The following is a 19,931-nucleotide window of genomic DNA, read 5'->3' as shown; positions in this document are numbered from 1 at the left end:
GGCCGGGCGGGAAAGGGAGGAGCCCCGCCCCTTGGTGGGGGCGGGGCTCCTCCGGTCAGCGGGAGGTCAGTTGACCGCGCCGATGGAGACCGAGCCGCGGCCGACGACCGCGCCCTCGGTGGTGGTGACGGCCACGTCACCGTAGAGCTCCCGGCCGGCGGCCGGGGCGGCCAGGGCGGTCACCGTGCCGGTGAGGGCGGCGGTGGCGCCGTTGGCCAGGGTCAGCGAGGTGGTCGGGGCAGCGACCGAGCCCAGCAACGGGGACGCGAACGAGTCCCGGTAGTCGTAGGCGGTGCTGCCGCCGGCGCCGTCGACCGCGTACGCGTCGACGACCACCCGGTAGGTGCCGGCCTCCGGCTTGCTGATGGTGACCGCCTCCTCCGAGCTGCCGCCGGCCGACCGGCCAACCTGGGTGGCGCCCCGGAAGACGTACAGGTCGAGGTCGGTGCTCTGGTTGGCCGGGTTGCCGATCCGGACGGTGAGGGACGCGGCACCCGCCGGCACCTCGACGGTGTACTCCTGGGTGGTGCCCTCGGTGATGGTCGGCCGGTCGGCGTGGACGCTGGACAGCGGGCCGCCGACGCCGGTCACCTGGACCGGGCCGAAGGTGTTGGTCAGCTGCCAGCTGACGTCCGCCGGAGTGCCGGCGGCGACCGACGGCAGCTCGAGTACGCCCGGCTCCACCTTCACGCCCTGCACCCGGACCTGCAGCTGGAACGGGTTGTCCAGGGTCGGCGAGGTACGCCGGGCCTCCACCTCGATCTCCCAGACGCCCGGGATCGGGTTCTGGTAGTCCCGCTCGTCCGGCTTGCAGACGGCGGCGTCGGAGAAGTTGGTGTAGCAGGCGGTGCTCGCGGTGGTCTCGACCGGCACGCCGTACGGGTTGAAGGCGATGAACCGGGTCTGCGAGCCGGCGGCGACGCCGGAGAGGTTGACCTGGAGCGCGCCCGCGCCCTCCGGAACCGTCACGAAGTACGAGGTGAAGCCGTTCCGCTCGACCGACCCCTGCGTGGAGTAGGAGTACTCCGGCGCGCTGACCGCCTCCGCGGCGACCACGACGGTGGCAACCTCGAAGTCGACCACCGGGGTGGCCGGGTCGTCGACCGTCAGGATGGCGCCGTGCGCGCCGGCGGTCATCGGCTTGGCCTTGACCTTGACGGTGACGGTCTTGTTCAACGGCAGCAGCACGACCGCGGGAGCCGAGAAGGTGCCGTCGTTGCCCCGGAAGTTGAGCAGGTGGGAGACGATGCGGTTCGGCCCGCTGGTCCGGGTCAGCTTGACCTCGTAGTCGCGGCTCTCCTTGACCTTCTGGCCGCCCTTGTCCGCGGCGCAGCGGTTGTAGATGCCGGTGCCCACGTTCGGGTTCGGCTCGAACCCGCCGGTGGCCGGGTTGTACCTGGTCAGGCCGTTCGACAGCTCGGTGCAGACCGGCGCCGCGGAGGTGTAGGTCCGGGCCTCCACGCCCCCGGCGAGCAGCTGCCACGCGCCCGGCACGTTGAACATGCCGTAGCCCTGGGCGTACGCCGGGACGTTCGCGATCGGCTTGGCGGAGGTGTAGATGGCGCGGCGCAGCGCGGCCGGGGTGACCGACTTGCGGTTGGCCTTCGCCGCCGAGAGCAGCAGCGCGGCGGCGCCGGTGGCCTGCGGGGAGGCCATCGAGGTGCCGTTCAGCATCTGGTAGCCCGGGGGCAGCGGGTAGCCGGCCTCGGCGACCGGAACGCCGGGCTGCCACGTCGGCGCGGTGGAGATGGCCGAGCCGGGGGCGGCGATGTTCGGCTTGAATCCGCCGTCCTCGCGCGGGCCGCGCGAGGAGAAGTTGAACAGCGCGTTCTCCTTGCGCACCACCGAGCCGTAGTTGCCCAGCCAGGTGTCCTTGCTGATGTTGGCGGCGACGCTGACCACGTTGCTGGCGGCCGACGGGTCACCGATCGTGTTCACGCCCGGGCCGGAGTTGCCGGCCGAGATGAACATCTGCACGCCGTACGTCTCGATCAGGGTGTTGTAGAGGACGGCGCGAGCATTGTTGCCGTCGTTCAGCGCCGGCAGGCCGCCGATCGACATGTTGATCACGTCGACGTTCCGGTTGACCACCAGGTCGACCATGCCGGTGGTGAGCGCCGCGTAGGTGCAGCCACCGCCCCAGGAGCAGGCCCGGGCGGAGACCAGCTTGGCGCCGGGGGCCGCGCCGTTGAACCGGCTGTTGCCCAGCATGCCGTTGGCGGCGGTGATGCCGGCGACATGGGTGCCGTGGGTGCTCTCGATGATGCCGATGTTGACGTAGTCGACCAGGCCGGGGCCGCCGACCGGAGTGGTGTCGACGTCCTCGCGGTACTCCACGACGAACGGCATCTGCTCCCGGACCGCGGTGGCCGGGTTGTCCGTGCCGAAGTGGCCGACCTGGAACTTCTCCTGGTACGGCCGCATCACCTCGTCGTCGGTGAAGTCGAGGTTCTGGTTGACGTCCACCCGGATGTCGTGGGTGACCGGGTCGTAGAGGATGCCCCAGAAGTCGGTCTTGTCGCCGTCGCGGTTCACGTCGCCGCGGGGGTCGCTGTCGTTGGTGATGTTCTCGCGGAAGACGTTGAACTTGTACGTGCCAGCCGGCGCCTTCCAGGTGCCCAGGGAAGTGGTGACGGACGGGCCGGTCACGTCGGTGAGCATCGGCCGCCAGGTGGCGTCCTCGAGCGGGTCCGTCGCGGTGATCCAGTCGACGATCTTGCGCTCGCCGGTGGTGGTCGTCTGCAGCGCCGGCTGGTCCAGGTCCACGCCGGAGTCCATGATGCCGATGGTGACGCCGCGGCCGTCCCAGGTCGGGTGCGCGGCCTTGAAGGCCTCCGCCCCGGTCTCACTGGTCGGCATGTACGGGTTGACGGCCGGGGTGTCCGCACCCGGGCCGGACAGGGTCTGGCCCTGCTTGGCGGGCTTCGCGCCGGCCGGGGCGGCCTCGGGGGTGGGATCGGGCAGCTTGATGGTCTCGTCGAGGTCGACGGCGGAGACACCGGGCAGCGTGGCGGCCTTCAGGACCTTCGAGGTGGGCACCTTGGCCAGCACGTAGCCGACCTGGTCGTAGCGCTGGCTGACGGTCGCGCCGAGGCCCTTGAGGCCGTCCGCGACCTTCTTGGCGGAGCCCTGCTCGGCAGCGATGATCAGGGTGACGGTGGGGGCGCGCTTGGCCTCCGCCTCGCTGAGCAGCTTGGCGTCGTGCGCGCCGAGCGTCTCGGCGGCGGTCGGCTGCCCGTCGGTAGGGGCCGTGGCGGGAGCGGCGCTCGCGGTCGCGGCGCCACTTGCGACGGTCATGGCACCAGCGGCCAGGACCGACGCGAAGAGCGCGGCGGAGGTACGCCGGCTCCAACTGGGGGTTTGACTCACGTTCTCTTCCTCCAGAGAACAGGGCCCCTTCGGAGAACAGGGCACGTGAGGTGATCTTTGGAGGTATGGGCGTCGGTGTCACTACCGGGGCGCGGGTTGTGACCAGTCCGTGACTCGGATCAGCCCCCATCGTCATTCTTGAAGTGCTATCGGTCGATGTCAGCTGACGGTTCGGCCGATATGGACGCCGGGTCGGTGCCGGCCGCCAGCAGCTCGGGGGCCTGTGGCTGGCGGGGCGCGACCTCGACCTGTGCCGGGGCGGCCAGTTCCTGGTCGGAGACGCCGAGCTCGGCCAGCTTGCGGGCGCTGACCAGCACCCGCGCCTCCAACGAGCCGACCGCCCGGTTGTACGCGGTCACCGCTCCACCCAGCGACGCGCCCAGCTTGGCGACGTGGTCGCCCAGCGTGGACAGCCGCCCGTACAGCTCGCGGGCCAGCGAGTGCACGGTGGCCGCGTTGCGGGCCAGCGCCTCCTGCCGCCACGAGTACGCCACCGTACGCAGCAGCGCCACCAGGGTGGCCGGCGTGGCCAGCACCACGTTGCGGGCGAAGGCGTGCTCCAGCAGCGTCGGGTCGCGCTGCAACGCCACGTCGAGGAACGGGTCGGCCGGCACGAAGAGCACCACGAACTCGGGCGAGGGGTCGAACGCGGCCCAGTAGGACTTGGCGGCCAGTGCGTCCACGTGCGCCCGCAGGTGCCGGGCGTGCGCGTCGAGGTGGCTGTCCCGGCCCCGCTCGTCGCGCGCCTCCATCGCGGTCAGGTACGCGTCGAAGGGCGCCTTGGCGTCGACCACCACGCTCCGGCCGCCGTGCAGGCGGACCACCAGGTCGGGGCGGACCCCCTGGTGGTCGGTGGCGGCGGTGACCTGCTCGTTGAAGTCGCAGTGCTCCAGCATGCCGGCCGCCTCGACGATCCGGCGCAGCTGATGCTCGCCCCAGCGGCCCCGGACCTGCGGGGCGCGCAGCGCCGCGACGAGCTGCTTGGTCTCGGTACGCAGCTCCCCGGAGACCGTGTTCATCGCCCGCACCTGCTCGCGCAGCTCGGCGTACGCGTCGACCCGGTCGCGTTCCAGCTCGGCGACGCGCTGCTCGTAGCGGCGGAGGGTGTCGTGCAGCGGCGCCACCGCCCGCGCCACGGCCTCCTGGGACTGGGCCGTCGCCTCGTAGCTGAGCGCCCGCATCGACTGCTCCAGCCGCCCCTCACCCTCCCGGGTGGCGGCCAGGGTCGCCGCCAGCCTGGCCACCTCGGCCGCCGACCGGGCCCGGGCGGCCAGCCAGCCCACCGCGCCGCCGGCGGCGAGACAGATGATCACCACGGCCAGCGTTGCGAAGCTCGTCACCCTCCGAAGCTTGCCAAACGGGTGCGACGTGCCCCCGGTGGGTACCGTCGAGTCATGAGAGCTGCGCTGTGCCTGGTCCTGGTGCTGATGCTCGGAGGTGCGCTGGTGTTCTGGCGGTCAGGGAGCAGGTCCCGGCAGGCCACCGAGCTGGCCGACGCCCGCGCCGAGGCGCAGCGCTGGTATGAGCGGCTCGGCGGGCAGTTGATGAACCTGCACGGCGACGCCCCGGCGGTCCGCCAGGCGCTGGCCGACGCGGGGGAGCGGTACAACGCGGCCGGTTCGCAGCTGGAGCAGGCGCGTACCCCGCACCAGTTCGCGCTGGCCCGGGAGACCGCGCTGGAGGGGCTGGCGTACATCCGGGCGGCGCGGACCGCGCTGGGCATCGACCCGGGGCCGGAACTGCCGCCGCTGGCCGCCGCCCGGGGCGCCGGAGCGCTGACCAAGGAGCGCGAGGTCAACGTGCAGGGGCAGACCTACCGGGCCGGCCCCCGGCCGGGCAACCAGACGCCGTACTACTACCCCGGCGGCACCTGGCAGGGGCGGCGGGTGCCCGCCGGCTGGTACTCGACGCCGTGGTGGAAGACAGCGCTCGGCGCCGGCGCCGGCGTGCTCGGCGGCATGCTGATCGCCGACGCGCTCTTCTCGCCCGCCTTCGCCGACCCCGGTCACGGCTACGAGGCCGGCTACCAGGAGGGCTTCCAGGACGGCTTCGGCGACGGCCAGGACCACAGCGGCCAGGAATACGGCGGCCAGGACTTCGGCGGCCAGGGCGGCAACGACTTCGGCGGTGACCAGTTCACCGGCTACCAGGGCGACTACCCCGGTGCCGGTGGGGGCGACTACGGCGGCGGCGACTTCGGCGGCTTCGGGGGCGGCGACTTCGGCGGCGGCGACTGGTGACCGCCGCCGCCGGTCTCCGGCTCCGGCGTTAAGAGGGGCCCCCTGCTGTGCGAAATGCGTTAACAGGGGGCCCTTCCTTACCCCTCAGCCGGTGTTGCGCATGCCGGCGGCGATGCCGTTGACCGTGGTCAGCAGCGCCCGCTCCAGCGCCGTACCGTCGTTGGGGCCGCGGCGTCCGCCCGGCGCGGTGGCCACCGAGCGGCCGGCGGCGCCGGAGTCGCGATACTGGCGCAGGAGCGCCACCTGGAGGTGGTGCAGCGGCTCCAGGTAGGTGTCCCGCACGGCCAGGGTGCGCTGGAGGACGGGTGAGTTGTCCAGCAGAGCCGGCGAGGCGGTGACCGCCAGCACCTCCTGCTTGGTCAGCTCGTACTCCTGCCGGATCTTGTCGAAGATCGGGTGCAGCTTCTTCGGGACCAGCGTCTCCACGTACCGGTGGGCGATGTGCAGGTCGGTCTTGGTCAGCATCATCTCCACGTTCGACAGGAACGTGCGGAAGAAGTGCCAGTTGCGGTGCATCTCGGCGAGCACGTCCGCCAGGCCGGCGGCCCGCGCGGCGGCCAGGCCGGAGCCCACGCCGAACCAGCCGGGGACGATCTGCCGGGTCTGGGTCCAGCCGAACACCCACGGGATGGCCCGCAGGCCCGCCAGACCGGCGCCGGTGTTCGGCCGCTTCGCCGGCCGGGAGCCGATGTTCAGCGCGCCGAGCAGCTCGGTGGGGGTGGAGGCCCAGAAGTACGCCGGCAGGTCCGGATCCTCGACCAGCGACCGGTACGACCGGTACGCCGACTCGGAGACCACGTCCATCGTGGCGTCCCAGCGTTCCAGCATCTCGGCCGGCTGTCGGGGCGCGGTGTGCAGCAGTGTCGCCTGGAGTACCGCCGCCACGGTCAGCTCCAGGTTCTCCCGGGCCAGCGCGGGCAGCGTGTACTTGTCGGAGATGACCTCGCCCTGCTCGGTCACCTTGATCGCGCCGTCCAGCGTGCCGTACGGCTGGGCCAGGATCGCGTCGTGGGTGGGGCCGCCGCCCCGGCCCACCGTGCCGCCCCGGCCGTGGAAGAGCCGCAGGTGCACGCCGTGCCGGGCGGCCACGTCGCGCAGTGCCCGCTGGGCCCGGTGGATGGACCACTGGCTGGTGGTGATGCCGGCCTCCTTGTTGGAGTCGGAGTAGCCCAGCATCACCTCCTGTACGTCCCCCCGGGCCGCGACCAGCGCCCGGTACGCGGGCAGCGACAGCAGCTCGTCCAGCAGCTCGCCGCCGCTGTTCAGCTCGGCCGGGGTCTCCAGCAGCGGCACGAAGCCGATCCGGGCCCGGCCGCTGTGCACGTCGATCAGGCCGGCCTCGCGGGCCAGCACCACCGCGGCGAGCACGTCGTCCACGCCGAGGGTCATCGAGATGATGTACGACTCGATCACCTCGGTGCCGAACCGGTCCTGGGCCTCGCGGATCGCCCCGAACACGTCGAACGTCTTCTGTGCCGACTCGGTGAGCGGGGTGTCCTGGGTGGACAGCGGCCGCCGGCCGGTCAGCTCGTCGGCGAGCAGCTTGGTGCGCTCCAGCCGGGTCAGCGACGGGTAGTCGGACACCTCGCCGACCGCCGCGTACAGCTGCGCGAGCACCTCGTGGTGCTTCTCGGCGTGCTCGCGGACGTCCATGGTCGCCAGGTGCAGCCCGAACGCGGAGACCGCGCGGATCGTCGAGGCGAGCCGGCCCACCGCGGTCAGCTGCCCGGAGTTGCGGGCCAGCGAGGCGCGCAGCAGCTCCAGGTCGGCGATCAGTTCGGCCGAGCCGCGGTAGTCCCGGCCCGGTACGTGGGCGGTGCCGGTGCGCAGCCGCTCCCGGGTGTTGGCCAGCTTCGCCTTCACGCACCGTGCCTTGAGCCGGTACGGCTCCTCGGCGTTGACCCGGCGGAACCGGGGCGCCACCTCGGGCAGCGCGTCCAGGTCGGCGGCGAGGCTGGCGGAGAGGTCCAGCGAGACCGCCCGCAGCCGGCGGGAGACGGAGACCTCCCTGATCAGCGTGTCCATCGCCTTCTCGGTGGCCTCGATGCCGTGCTCGTGCTGAATCCGCAGCACCTCGCGGGTGACCGTGGGGGTGACGAAGGGGTTGCCGTCCCGGTCGCCGCCGATCCAGGTGCCGAAGGTCAGCGGGCGGGCGGTCGGCGAGGTCTCCACGCCGAGGGTGCGCAGCGTGTCGGCGAGGTCGTCGAGGACCTGCGGGGCGGCCTCGGCGTAGAGGTCGCGCAGGTAGTAGATGGCGTTGCGGGCCTCGTCGGTCGGATCCGGCCGGTCCAGCCGCAGCTCGTCGGTCTGCCACATCAGGTCCAGCAGCTCGGCCAGGCGCCGGTTGGCCGGGCCCTCGTCGCTGGCGCCGTAGAGGATGGCGTTGGCGGTCTCGGCGTCCAGCTCGTCGGCGACGGCGCGCAGCTTGGACAGGATCGACCGGCGGGCCGCCTCGGTCGGGTGGGCGGTGAAGACGGGGCGTACCGCGAGCCGGCGGGCCACCGCCGCGATCTCCTCGGCTGGCACCCCGCGTTCGGCGATCATTTTGGCCGCCTGGTCCAGCCAGCCGCCGTGCATGGCCCGGCGTCGGCGCAGGTCGCGGGCCCGGTGTACCTGCTCGGTGATGTTGGCCAGGTGGAAGTAGGTGGAGAAGGCCCGGGCCAGCTTGGTGCCGGTGGTGACGTCGAGCCCGGCCAGGCGCTGGGCGGCGGCGGGGGCGTCGGAGCGGACCTGGGCCCTGATCTCCTCCACCAGGTCGAGCAGCGGGCGGCCCTCCTGCCGCGCGAGGGTCTGCCCGAGCAGCGTGCCGAGGCGGCGGATGTCGGCCCGCAGTGCGGCGTCCGGGCCGTCGTGGTCGTGCTGGTCGGTCACGGGTGCGCTCCTTACGAGAGTACGAAGGACAGCGCTGTCCGACTCCCTGGATCGTATCCGCGTTCGGCCGGCCGACAGGAGGGGGACGGGGTAATGATCTGCACTCTGGGACGGGCGGGCCGGTTCAGCCATCGGCGGCCGACCTGTCGGACGTGCTCGGGCGGCCCCTCGCGGCCCGCACCGCGCGCCGGTGCGTCCGGAAGATCGTCGCGCCGACCAGTCCGAGGATCCCGAGCACGGCCCAGAGCAGCAGCCCGACCAGCGGCCAGCGGCTGGACCGCCAGTCGAAGTAGACCGCGGCCTTGAGCAGGTCGGTGGCGAGCCCGGGGACGTTCCACCGGTGCATCCCGCGCAGGAACGCGGGCAGGAACTCCGGGGCGTAGATGCCGCCCGAGCCGGGATTGCCGAGCACCACCAGCAGCAGGATCACCAGCCCGGTGCCGAGCAGCCCCAGCCAGCCCTGCACCGCCGCGGCGACCATGCCGGCGGAGAACACGGTGAGGGCGCCCACCATGGCGACCGCCGGGACGTTGTGGTCCCAGATGTCCAGCACCGGCCCGACCAGTACCGCGCCGATGATGCCGAGCAGCACGGAGTGCACCGCGAGGGTGGCGATCCGCAGGCCGGCTCGGGGCAGGCTGCGGGGCGCGGTGCCGAGCGAGACGCCCAGCGCGGTGGACGCCAGGTAGCCCCCGAGCACCAGGCCGACCGCCAGGTAGAAGGGCACCAGCCCGCGCGGGTCGTTGGCGGAGACCGGCACCTCGTCGGTGACCTGGAGCGGCAGGTTGGCCTGCCGGGCAGCCTGGGTGAGCACCTGGGTGACCAGGTCGGTGGCGGCGGGCGCGGCGGCGCTGGCCGTGGCCAGGGTCAGGCCGCCGCCCGGGTCGGAGTGCAGCACCGCGTACACCTCGCGGTCGGTCAGGGCCTGCATGGCGCGGTCCTGGTTGTCGTACCCGACGGGTTTGATCGCGTCGGTGCGGGCCCGGACGGCGGCCAGCACCGCCTGGGCGCGCTGGTCGCCGATGGCCACCCCGACCGGGACGTCGCGCGGGGTCGGCTTGTGCAGCGCCCCGACGTAGGCCGCGATGAACGCGGTGGCCAGGGCGAGCGTGCCGACCAGCAGCGCCGCCGCACGTGGCAGCCAGTCCCGTACCGGCAGGTCCCGCTCCGCCTCGTCCACAGGGTCAGCCTATTAATCTGAAATGCCTGGCCTGGGTCGTTTCGCCACCGCAAAATCGCTGGCCCGGCCGGATAACGTCCGATCATGAGCAACCCCAGCTATCCGCCCAAGCCCCGGCCGGGCGACCGGGTCGCGGTCGTCTCACCCTCCGCCGGCCTGCCCGGTCTCTTCCCGCACGTGTACGAGCTGGGCCTGCGCCGGCTCCGGGAGGAGTTCGGCCTGGAGCCGGTGGAGTATCCGACCACCCGGCAGTTGGGGGCCGACCCGCGCGACCGGGCGCGGGACCTGACCGCTGCCTTCGCCGACCCGACGATCACCGCGGTGCTCGCCACCGTCGGCGGGGAGGACCTGATCACGGTCACCCCGTACCTGGACGACGAGGTGCTGGCGGCCAACCCGAAGCCGTACTACGGCTACTCGGACAACACCAACGTTCTCAACCACCTGTACCGCCTGGGGTTGGTGGCGTACCACGGTGGGTCGGTGCTGGTGCACCTCGGCCGGCCCGGCAAGCCGCACCCGCTCACCTTCGACTCGCTGCGCGCCGCCCTCTTCACCTCCGGGTGGTACGAGCTGACCCCGGCCGCCGAGTGGGGCGACCAGCCGAACGACTGGCGGGATCCGGAGACCCTGGCGTACGAGCCGGTGATGTTCCCGGGCGAGGGCTGGCGCTGGCAGGGGCCGGCGACCGTGATGCAGGGCCGTACGTGGGGCGGGAACCTGGAGATCCTGCACTGGCTCATGGCCGCCGACCGGGTGCCGTCACCGGCGGAGCTGGCCGGGTCGGTGCTGCTCGTCGAGACGTCGGAGGAGCTGCCCTCGGCCACCGAGGTCTTCCGCATCCTGCGCAACATGGGTGAGCGAGGGCTGCTCGCCGGCTTCCCCGCGATCGTGGTCGGCCGGGCCAAGGCGTGGGACTTCGACCGGCCGCACACGCCGGAACAACGGCGTGAGTTCGCCGACGACCAGCGGGACGCCGTCATGCGAGCGGTGGCGACCTACAACCCCGACGCGGTGGTGGTCCTCGACGTCGACCTCGGCCACACCGACCCGCAGCTGATCATCCCGTACGGCGGGGAGATCCGGGTCGACGCCGTCGAGCGCCGGATCAGCGTCCGCTACTGACACCGACCTCGTGCGCTGAGCCCGGCGTCCGTACGCCCGGCCGGCGCGCTCGGTCCGCTGGACGGCGGTCGCTCGGTCAGTGGAACGTCATGGGTGCTGGGGGTCGGGTTTGACGCCCATGACGTTCCACCGACGCCCGGTACCGGCTACTCGATGGCCCGGACGAAGACGCCGGCGCCGGGGGCGCCCTCGACGAGCCCGCCCGAACGAGCTGCACCTGTCCCGCCTCATCGGCACCGCCGGGCGAGGCGACGAGGTGATTCAGGTCAGGAACGGTCTGTGGTGGATGGACGTCGGCCCCACCCCGCCGTCCGGCCTGTTGCTGGAACTCTCCGCAGGCCCGGATGTCGACCGCTGGCCGATCGACCTGGCCCAGTCCCGTTCGCTGGCACACCGGTCCAGCCGCTGGTACGCCGGCTCGGTCCAGGCTCGGCCCGAGCCGCTTGACGGCTCGCCGAGCCGCAACATCCACTCCGGTTGCGGGACATCGCGGTGTCCACCGAACGTGGATACCGCAACATTCCGCAGCTGGAGTGGACCTTGACCGGGCGGGACGAGGCGGATCAGGTGTCGAGGACGGCGAAGGCGCGGACCGGGAAGGTGCCCATGCCGGCCACCATCGGCGGCGCGGCAGTGAACCGGAAGCCCTCCGGGGGCAGATCGCCCAGGTTGGTCAGGTGCTCCACGATCGGGATGCCGGCGGCGAGCAGGGCGCTGTGCGCGGGGCGCTCACCGGCCGCCGCCGGGGTCATGTCGTCGATGTTGATCGAGTCGATGCCGACCAGGGTCGCCCCCGCCTCGACCAGCCAGTCGGCACCGTCCCCGGTGAGGTGGGGGGCGTCGGGGGCGGCGTACCGGTCGGTGCCGAAGTTCGCGTCCCAGCCGGTGTGCAGCAGCACCGCCCGCCCGGCCACGTCGTACGGGGCGAGCATCAGCCGGTCCACGGCCCGGGTGCCGGCCGGTACCCGGACCACGATCCCGGGCAGGTCGGCGAGACGGTCCAGCGGTACGCCGGTGAGATCCGGCCCGTCGGCCCAGCGGTGGGCGGGCGTGTCGACGTAGGTGCCGGTGTTGGCGATCATGTCGATCCGGGCGACATGGAACTCGACGCCCGGCGCGTAGTTCGCCCGGGACGCCTCGCGGGTCAGCCAGTCGGTGATCCGGGGTGCCGGCCAGCCGGGCAGGGTGGTCATCCCGTCGGTGATCACGTGGCTCAAGTCGACAAGTCGCCGGCCGCCGTCACCCGGTGGGACGGCGACTCCCCGGCCGCCCTTGTGCGGCTCCTCGACAACGGTCCTGTTGGTGATCCGCACCTCGCCCACCATGAGCAGCCCGAGGTGCCGGACGAGGAGCGCGCCCAGGGCCGCGTCGTCGATCTCCGGGCCGGGGATGTCCAACCGGAATCCCTCGGTGCGCAACCCGCCGCCGTTGGCGAAGCCGATCTCCGCGTCGAACACCGCCCGGTACTCAGCCATACCGTCACCGCACCACGTCCGCCGCCGCCGGTCAAGATCCTTTCCACCCGCCCACCACCCCCTGCCGTCGCCCGCCCGGCCATGCCCGCCCCGTCGCGCCAAACTTTCTCCCGCGCCGTGCGCCACCCCGACGCGGCGCTCGGGAGCGCCCTCTTTCCAGGAACTTGTGCGGGGTGCGGGTGCGGGTGCGGGGGGTGCGGGGGCGGGGTTTGGGCGGGCGGGGAAACCGCGGGCGGGGAAACGGCGCGGGTGGGCGGCGGCTGGGGCCCGGAATGTCCGGGGCGGGGGATAGTCTCGAACGGTGCACCCCCCGTCCGGCTGGACGCGGGGTCGTCGCCGTGCGCCGACCTCTTCTGGAAGTGATCACAGATGCTCACCGGACTCTTCTCCGCCGCCCTGGCCGACCCCGGGCTGGCCCGGGCGCGTGACCTGGCGCGCTCCGGTGCCGCACAGGTCGACGGCCTCGACATCACCGCCCCGGCCGCGCTGCGTCCGTTCGCCGTCGCCGCCGTGGCGGCCGACGAGCCGGCCGGCGGCGCGGGGCGGCCGGTGCTGGCGGTGACGGCGACCACCCGCGAGGCCGACGATCTCGTCACGGCGCTGGGCAGCCTGCTGCCGCCGGAGCAGGTGGCCGTCTTCCCCTCCTGGGAGACGCTGCCGCACGAGCGGCTCTCGCCGCGTTCCGACACGGTCGGGCGGCGGCTGGCCGTGCTGCGCCGGCTGGCGCATCCGGAGGCCGCCGACGCGCACGGGCGTACCGGGCCGTTGCGGGTGGTCGTGGCGCCCGTCCGGTCGCTCCTGCAGCCGCAGCTGAAGGGGCTCGGCGACCTGGAGCCGGTGCAGCTCGCCGCCGGTGACGAGGCGGACCTGGAGGAGGTCGCCCGCCGGCTGACCGACATGGCGTACGCCCGGGTCGACCTGGTCACCAAGCGGGGCGAGTTCGCCGTTCGCGGCGGCATCCTCGACGTCTTCCCGCCCACCGACGAGCACCCGTCGCGGGTCGAGTTCTGGGGCGACGAGGTGGAGGAGATCCGCACCTTCGCCGTCGCCGACCAGCGCACCATCGAGCAGGTCGCCCAGCTCTGGGCGCCGCCCTGCCGTGAGCTGCTGCTCACCCCGGCGGTGCGGAAGCGGGCCGCCGTGCTCGCCGAGGAGCATCCGGAGCTGGCCGAGATCCTCGACAAGCTCGCCGAGGGCATCCCGGTCGAGGGGATGGAGTCGCTGGCCCCGGCGCTGATCGGTGGCGACTCGATGGAGCTGCTGCTGGACTGCATGCCGGCCGGCACCCACGTCGTCCTCTGCGATCCGGAGCGGATCCGCACCCGGGCGCACGACCTGGTGCGTACCTCGGAGGAGTTCCTGCAGGCCAGCTGGGCCGCGGCCGCCGTCGGGGGCCAGGCCCCGGTCGACCTCGGCGCCGCCGCCTTCCGGACCCTGGCCGACGTACGCACGGCGGCTCGCGCCCTGCGTCAGCCCTGGTGGACGCTGGCCCCGTTCGGCTTGGGCGAGGCGGAGGCCACGCCGGCGCGGCAGCCGTGGGAGGACGAGCCGGTCGAGGTCGACGTGACCCCGGACGACGCGATCGCGGTGACCCTGGCCGCCCAGCCGGCGCCGCTCTACCACGGCGAGACCGCCCGGGTGGTCGACGACCTCAAGCGGTGGGCCGGCGAGGGCTGGTCGATCGCGCTGGTCTTCGAGGGGCACGGCCCCGCCCAGCGGGCCGTCGAGGTGCTCCGCGACGCCGGCCTCGGTGCCCGGCTCACCGAGGAGGTCCCGACCGCGCCGGCTCCCGGCGAGCTGCTGGTTTCGTGCGGCTGCCTGACCGGCGGCTTCGTCGACGAGGCGTCCCGGTTCGTGCTGCTGACCGGCAATGACGTCACCGGTGGCCGGGGCACCTCCACCCGCGACATGCGCAAGATGCCCAGCCGGCGGCGCAACACCATCGACCCGCTGGAGCTCAAGGCGGGCGACCACGTGGTGCACGAGCAGCACGGCATCGGCCGGTACGTCGAGCTGGTGCAGCGCACGGTCAACGGCGCCAGCCGGGAATACCTGGTCATCGAGTACGCGCCGAGCAAGCGCGGCCAGCCGGGCGACCGGCTCTTCGTCCCCACCGACCAGCTCGACCAGCTCTCCCGGTACGTCGGCGGCGAGCAGCCCACCCTGCACAAGATGGGCGGCTCGGACTGGCAGAAGTCCAAGGCCCGCGCCCGCAAGGCGGTCCGCGAGATCGCCGCCCAGCTCATCCAGCTCTACGCCGCCCGCAAGGCGTCCAAGGGGCACAACTTCGGCCCGGACACCCCGTGGCAGCGGGAGCTGGAGGACGCCTTCCCCTGGCAGGAGACGCCGGACCAGCTCGCCGCGATCGAAGAGGTCAAGCGGGACATGGAGCAGACCGTCCCGATGGATCGGCTGATCTGCGGCGACGTCGGCTACGGCAAGACCGAGATCGCGGTCCGCGCGGCGTTCAAGGCGGTGCAGGACGGCAAGCAGGTGGCCGTGCTGGTGCCCACCACCCTGCTCGTGCAGCAGCACTACAACACCTTCGCCGAGCGGATGAGCCAGTTCCCGATCACCATCCGGCAGCTGTCCCGGTTCCAGACGCCGAAGGAGACCGAGCAGACGCTGGCGATGGTCGCCGACGGCACCGCCGACATCGTCATCGGCACCCACCGGCTGCTCCAGGCGTCCACCCGGTTCAAGCAGCTCGGACTGGTCATCATCGACGAGGAGCAGCGCTTCGGCGTCGAGCACAAGGAGCACCTGAAGACCCTGCGCGCCTCGGTCGACGTGCTGGCCATGTCGGCCACCCCGATCCCGCGCACGCTGGAGATGGCGATCACCGGCATCCGGGAGATGTCCACCATCGCCACCCCGCCGGAGGAGCGGCACCCGGTGCTCACCTTCGTCGGCGCGTACGACGACAAGCAGGTGGCCGCCGCGATCCACCGTGAGCTGCTCCGCGACGGACAGGTCTTCTACCTGCACAACCGGGTGGAGTCGATCGAGAAGGCGGCCCGCCGGATCCGGGAGCTGGTGCCCGAGGCCCGGGTGGCGGTGGCGCACGGCCAGATGGGCGAGGAAGCGCTCGAGAAGGTGATGGTCGGCTTCTGGGAGAAGGAGTTCGACGTTCTGGTCTGCACCACGATCGTGGAGTCCGGCATCGACATCCCGAACGCCAACACCCTGATCGTGGAGCGGGCCGATCTGCTCGGCCTGGCCCAGCTGCACCAGATCCGGGGCCGGGTCGGTCGCGGCCGGGAGCGGGCGTACGCGTACTTCCTCTACCCGTCCGACCGGCCACTGACGGAGAACGCGCACGAGCGGCTGGCCACCATCGCCCAGCACACCGAGCTGGGCGCGGGCATGTACGTGGCGATGAAGGACCTGGAGATCCGCGGCGCCGGCAACCTGCTCGGCGGCGAGCAGTCCGGCCACATCGAGGGCGTCGGCTTCGACCTGTACGTCCGGATGGTCGGCGAGGCCGTCTCCGCCTTCAAGGGCGAGCAGCCGGCGGAGGAGACCGAGGTCAAGGTGGACCTGCCGGTCGACGCGCACCTGCCGCACGACTACGTCGGGGTGGAGCGGCTGCGCCTGGAGATGTACCGCAAGCTGGCCGAGGCCCGCGACGAGGAACGGTTGCGCGAGGTGGTCGCCGAGATGACCGACCGGTACGGCGAGCCGCCCGCCCCGGTGCAGAACCTGGTCGCGGTGGCCCGGTTCCGGCTGCTGGCCCGCCGGTACGGCCTGACCGACGTCTCGATGCAGGGCAAGCACATCCGGTTCGGCCCGCTGCCACTGCCCGACTCGAAGCAGCTGCGGCTCAAGCGCTACCACCCGGATTCGGTCTACAAGCAGGCGCTCGACCAGGTCAGCGTGCCCCGGCCGAGCACCCGCCGGGTCGGCGGCGAGCCGCTGCGCGACCAGGCGCTGCTGGAGTGGTGCGCCCAGCTCCTCTCCGACGTGCTCGGCAAGCCCGAGGAGCTGGCCGGTTCTGCCAGCCCCGCAGTGGCGAGCGAAAGGTGATGCGGCGAGCCGGTTGCGGGGCAGCCGGCCGGGGCGGGGGCGCGGTGAGCCGTTGCCGGTGGGCGACGTCACAGCAGCTTCGCGGGCATGAGAGAGTGGCCGTCATGCGTGCTCGCCGTCTCATCGCCGCCGCCAGCGTCGCGGCCCTCGCTGTGCTCTCCCTCGCCGCCTGCGGCCGGTCCGCCCCGACCGTCGCCGCGTACGTGGGAGACCGGACGTACTCCGTCGATCGGGTCAACGAGATCTACGAGGACGCCCAGGCGCAGTACGCGGAAGCGGTCCGCGCCCAGGGGTCGCGGATGGGCGCGACCCCACCCCCGGAGGAGCTGCGCTCCTCGGTGACCCGGCAGGACGTGGTGAACCTGCTGGTCAGTGTCGAGCTGGGCAAGCGCCTGGTGGCCGAGAAGGACATCCAGGTCGTCGACGAGGTCTCCCCGGAACAGCTCCAGCCGCACCTCCAGCTGCCGGCCACCGCCGAGTACACCATGCTCTGGGGCGAGTGGGCGGACATCTCCACCGCGCTCCAACGGCAGTTGCCCCCGGCCGACCTGGGCGACGACGCGGTGATGGCCGTCTACCACGCCATCGCGAAGGCCGGGGCGATCCAGGCCGGGCTGTCGGTCGGCGAGGTCCGGCGGATGTTCGGCGAGGGCGGCTTCGTGCGGAGTGGCACCGCGCTCAGCTCGGCCCTGCGCGAGGAGGCCGAGAAGGCCGGCACCTCGGTGAACCCCAGGTACGGGCAGGTCGGCGTGCCGTCGATGGTCAGTAACGGCCAGTCGCTGATCTTCTACTCGCTGCCCTACATCAACCACGACGGCCCGGTCACCGACATCTCCACGCCGGAGCCGAAGGCCAGCGAGTCGACCGGCAGCGTCGCCCCCTGAGCATGACCGCCCGGATCGTCCTGCTGGTCACCTCGCCCCGGCTGCCGGCCGGGCTGCTGACCGCGCCCGCCTGGGACGCCGTACGCTCCGCGCCGGTGCTGGCCGGCGCGGAGAGCGAGCTGACGGCGGCGGTTCGGGCGGCGGGCGCCGAGGTCACGGTGGTGGCCGAGGGTGCCACCCAGGCGTTGCTCGACACGGTGGCGGCGCACGGCACCGCGGTCTGGCTGGCCGGCCCGGCCGGCGACGAGGCCCTCGCCCGGGAGCTGGGGCTGCGGCTGGCCCGCGAGCCGGGCCTGGCCGAGTTGGAGCTGATGTACGGCTCCTGGGATCCGCCGGGTGCCCGGCTGCTCGACGCGGTCGAGGTGATGGACCGGCTCGCCTCCCCGGGCGGTGACCCGTGGAAGCGGGCGCAGACCCACCGCAGCCTCGCCGGCTTCCTGCTCGAGGAGTGCTACGAGGCGTACGACGCGATCAGCGCCGACGACACCGACGCGCTCCGCGAGGAGTTGGGCGACGTGCTGCTCCAGGTGCTGCTGCACGCCCGGCTCGCCGAGGAGTTGCCGGAGGGGAAGCGCTGGACGGTCGACGACGTGGCCGGCGGCCTGGTCGACAAGATGGTCCGGCGCAATCCGCACGTCTTCTCCGGTGAGCAGGCCGGCTCGATCGAGGAGATCGAGGCGAACTGGGAGCGGATCAAGCGGGCCGAGAAGACCCGCGAGTCGGTGCTGGACGGCATCGCGCTGAGCCAGCCCGCGCTCGCCCTGGCCGCGAAGATCCTGGACCGGGCCGGGCGGATCGGCCTGGCGGTGCCGCCACCGCTGGCCGAGTCCCAGGTGGATCCGGAGGCGCGCCTCGGCGCCGGCCTCCTGGCCACGGTCGCCGCCGCCCGCCAGGCCGGCATCGACCCCGAGGCGGCCCTCCGCCGCGCCACCCTCGCCTACGCCACCGCCGTCCGCGCCGCCGAACGCGCCCCCCACCCCGCGCCGCCCACCGCCGACGAGAGTTGATCAAGAAGTTTGCGTCGGAAAAGCGGGAAGGCTGACGCAAACTCCTTGATCAACGAGAACGGTGGGATCGACCGAACCGTCGGGGGAGATCGGTAGGGTCGGGGTGTGGAAGCGTTTGTGCCGCTGGCGGAGCGGATCGTCGAGGCGTTGCTGGAGAGCCGGCCCGGGCTGGCCACGTCGGCCGGGGACCACCGCTACGACGACCGACTGCCCGACCTCTCCGCCGATGCCCGCGCCGCCGACCAGGCCATGCTGCGGGACGCGGCCGACGCGCTCTCCGAGCTGGACCCGGACTCGCTGGACGTCGAGGAGCGGGTCGACCACGCGCTGCTGAGCAGCCTGGTCGACCGGGAGCTGTTCGAGGCGGCGGAGATCCGCGCGTACGAGTGGGACCCGCTGCGGCACAACCCCGGCCCGCTGCTGCATGCCCTGCTGGCTCGCCCGTTCGCGCCGGCCGAGGAGCGGCTGACCTCCCTGGCCGGCCGGCTGGCGGCCGTACCCGATGCCCTGGCGACCGCGCGCGCGACGCTGCGCGACATGCCGCGCATCCACGCGGAGACGGCGGTCGGGCAGTTCACCGGCACGGCGGCGCTGATCCGCGACGAGCTGCCGGGGCTGCTGGCCGAGGCACCCGCGCTGTTCGACCGGGTGGAGCCGGCGGCGACCGCGGCGACCGCCGCGCTGGAGGAGTTCGTGGCCTGGCTGCGGATCGGGCTGGCCGCCGACGCCGGCCCGGGGCGCGACCCCCGGCTGGGCCGCCGGCGCTGGGAGGCGCGGCTCTGGCACACCCTGGACACCGAGCTGAGCGCCGCGGAGGTCCAGCGTCGCGCCTGGGCCAACCTGGACCGGGTCACCGCGGAGATCCGCGAGGCGGCCGTCGAGCTGGTCGGCGGCCCGGCCGACGACGAGACGGTACGCCGGGCCCTGGGCCTGCTCGCCGCCGAACACCCCGACGACGCCACGATCGTGGAGCTCGCCTCGGTCACCCTCGACGAGGCGACCGATTTCGTCCGGGCGCACGACGTGGTCAGCCTGGTCGACGACCCGTGCGTGATCCAGGAGATGCCGGAGTTCGCCCGGGGGGTGGCGGTGGCGTACTGCGACTCGCCGGGCCCCCTGGAGACGGCGAACGTGCCCACCTTCTACTGCATCGCGCCCACCCCGGAGGGCTGGCCCGCCCAGCGGGTCGAGTCGTTCTACCGGGAGTACAACGACCACATGATCCGGAATCTGACCGTGCACGAGGCGATGCCCGGTCACTTCCTCCAGCTCGCCCACGCCCGCCGGTACGCCGGCCCGACCCGGGTCCGGCCGCTCACCGAGTCGGGGGTGTTCGTCGAGGGCTGGGCGGTCTACGCCGAGGAACTGATGGCCGGCCTCGGCTTCGGCGGCCTGCCGGTGCGCCTCCAGCAGCTGAAGATGCAGCTGCGGATGACCATCAACGCGCTGCTCGACCAGCTCGTGCACTGCGAGGGCCTGTCCGAGGCGGAGGCGATGGCGCTGATGACCGGGCGCGGCTTCCAGGAGGAGGGTGAGGCGGCCGGCAAGTGGCGGCGGGCGTTGCTCAGCTCCACCCAGCTCTCCACGTACTTCGTCGGCTACAGCGAGATGGCCGACATCGCCCGCGCCCGCCCGGCCGGAGTGTCGGTCCGCGACTGGCACGACACCATGCTGGCGCACGACTGCCCGCCCCCACGCCACCTGCGCACCCTGCTCGGGCTGTAAGGAAGGGCACCTTGTTAACGCCTTCGGTA

The 19,931-nt window shown here is 72.8% G+C and carries 11 protein-coding genes; 6 read left to right on the top strand and 5 right to left on the bottom strand.

From position 1 onward, the window contains the following. Nucleotides 1-66: 66 nt before the first annotated feature. Nucleotides 67-3,369: a S8 family serine peptidase gene (locus ABZ570_RS24855; protein ID WP_358068186.1), complete on the bottom strand. Its 3,303-nt coding sequence runs from the start codon at nucleotides 3,367-3,369 to the stop codon at nucleotides 67-69. A gap of 146 nt (nucleotides 3,370-3,515) precedes the next feature. Further along, nucleotides 3,516-4,709 carry a DNA recombination protein RmuC gene (locus ABZ570_RS24850; protein WP_358068183.1) on the bottom strand — a complete coding sequence of 398 codons (1,194 nt, stop codon included), beginning with the start codon at nucleotides 4,707-4,709 and terminating at the stop codon, nucleotides 3,516-3,518. 54 nt (nucleotides 4,710-4,763) lie between these two features. Here ABZ570_RS24850 and ABZ570_RS24845 point away from each other — a divergent pair, with 54 nt between their 5' ends. Further along, a complete protein-coding gene (locus tag ABZ570_RS24845; RefSeq protein WP_358068180.1) occupies nucleotides 4,764-5,609 on the top strand; it encodes a hypothetical protein in 846 nt (281 codons plus the stop codon). Between the two features lie 84 nt (nucleotides 5,610-5,693). On the opposite strand, the gene ppc is transcribed toward ABZ570_RS24845, so the two are convergent. Together ppc and ABZ570_RS24835 are read right to left on the bottom strand one after the other, a co-directional pair. Further along, the gene (gene ppc, locus ABZ570_RS24840) at nucleotides 5,694-8,480 is read right to left on the bottom strand and encodes a phosphoenolpyruvate carboxylase (RefSeq protein ID WP_358068177.1); all 2,787 of its coding nucleotides are present in this window, start codon (nucleotides 8,478-8,480) and stop codon (nucleotides 5,694-5,696) included. Between the two features lie 124 nt (nucleotides 8,481-8,604). After that, nucleotides 8,605-9,660, bottom strand: a complete 1,056-nt coding sequence (locus ABZ570_RS24835; protein ID WP_358068174.1) for a hypothetical protein — start codon at nucleotides 9,658-9,660, stop codon at nucleotides 8,605-8,607. Nucleotides 9,661-9,744: 84 nt separating this feature from the next. On the opposite strand from ABZ570_RS24835, the gene ABZ570_RS24830 reads away from it, so the two are divergent. Beyond that, entirely contained in the window at nucleotides 9,745-10,785 is a 1,041-nt protein-coding gene (locus tag ABZ570_RS24830; protein WP_358068171.1) for a S66 peptidase family protein, read from the top strand. Between the two features lie 563 nt (nucleotides 10,786-11,348). Here ABZ570_RS24830 and ABZ570_RS24825 read toward each other — a convergent pair. Continuing rightward, the gene (locus ABZ570_RS24825) at nucleotides 11,349-12,260 is read right to left on the bottom strand and encodes a cyclase family protein (RefSeq protein WP_358068168.1); all 912 of its coding nucleotides are present in this window, start codon (nucleotides 12,258-12,260) and stop codon (nucleotides 11,349-11,351) included. 369 nt (nucleotides 12,261-12,629) lie between these two features. On the opposite strand from ABZ570_RS24825, the gene mfd reads away from it, so the two are divergent. From mfd to ABZ570_RS24805, 4 genes are all read left to right on the top strand, one after another. Then, on the top strand, nucleotides 12,630-16,286 hold the full coding sequence (gene mfd / locus ABZ570_RS24820) for a transcription-repair coupling factor (protein WP_358068165.1): 3,657 nt from the start codon (nucleotides 12,630-12,632) through the stop codon (nucleotides 16,284-16,286). Nucleotides 16,287-16,390: 104 nt separating this feature from the next. Further along, nucleotides 16,391-17,170: a hypothetical protein gene (locus tag ABZ570_RS24815; protein WP_358068162.1), complete on the top strand. Its 780-nt coding sequence runs from the start codon at nucleotides 16,391-16,393 to the stop codon at nucleotides 17,168-17,170. Nucleotides 17,171-17,172: 2 nt separating this feature from the next. Next, nucleotides 17,173-18,177 carry a nucleoside triphosphate pyrophosphohydrolase gene (locus ABZ570_RS24810; protein WP_358068159.1) on the top strand — a complete coding sequence of 335 codons (1,005 nt, stop codon included), beginning with the start codon at nucleotides 17,173-17,175 and terminating at the stop codon, nucleotides 18,175-18,177. 105 nt (nucleotides 18,178-18,282) lie between these two features. Then, nucleotides 18,283-19,902, top strand: a complete 1,620-nt coding sequence (locus ABZ570_RS24805) for a DUF885 domain-containing protein (RefSeq protein WP_358068156.1) — start codon at nucleotides 18,283-18,285, stop codon at nucleotides 19,900-19,902. Nucleotides 19,903-19,931: the final 29 nt, after the last annotated feature.

The sequence above is a fragment of the Micromonospora sp. NPDC007271 genome (genome assembly GCF_040634005.1).
In the GTDB taxonomy this organism is placed as follows: domain Bacteria; phylum Actinomycetota; class Actinomycetes; order Mycobacteriales; family Micromonosporaceae; genus Micromonospora.
The sequence above is the reverse complement of the archived record's forward strand: the minus strand, read 5'-3'. Positions and strand labels throughout refer to the sequence as shown.

Bases quoted from the DNA above. Each gene is read 5' to 3' on its own strand.
- ABZ570_RS24830 (WP_358068171.1), top strand. From the start codon at position 9,745: ATGAGCAACCCCAGCTATCCGCCCAAGCCCCGGCCGGGCGACCGGGTC.
- ABZ570_RS24815 (WP_358068162.1), top strand. From the start codon at position 16,391: ATGCGTGCTCGCCGTCTCATCGCCGCCGCCAGCGTCGCGGCCCTCGCT.
- ABZ570_RS24810 (WP_358068159.1), top strand. From the start codon at position 17,173: ATGACCGCCCGGATCGTCCTGCTGGTCACCTCGCCCCGGCTGCCGGCC.
- mfd (WP_358068165.1), top strand. From the start codon at position 12,630: ATGCTCACCGGACTCTTCTCCGCCGCCCTGGCCGACCCCGGGCTGGCC.
- ABZ570_RS24845 (WP_358068180.1), top strand. From the start codon at position 4,764: ATGAGAGCTGCGCTGTGCCTGGTCCTGGTGCTGATGCTCGGAGGTGCG.
- ABZ570_RS24825 (WP_358068168.1), bottom strand. From the start codon at position 12,260: ATGGCTGAGTACCGGGCGGTGTTCGACGCGGAGATCGGCTTCGCCAAC.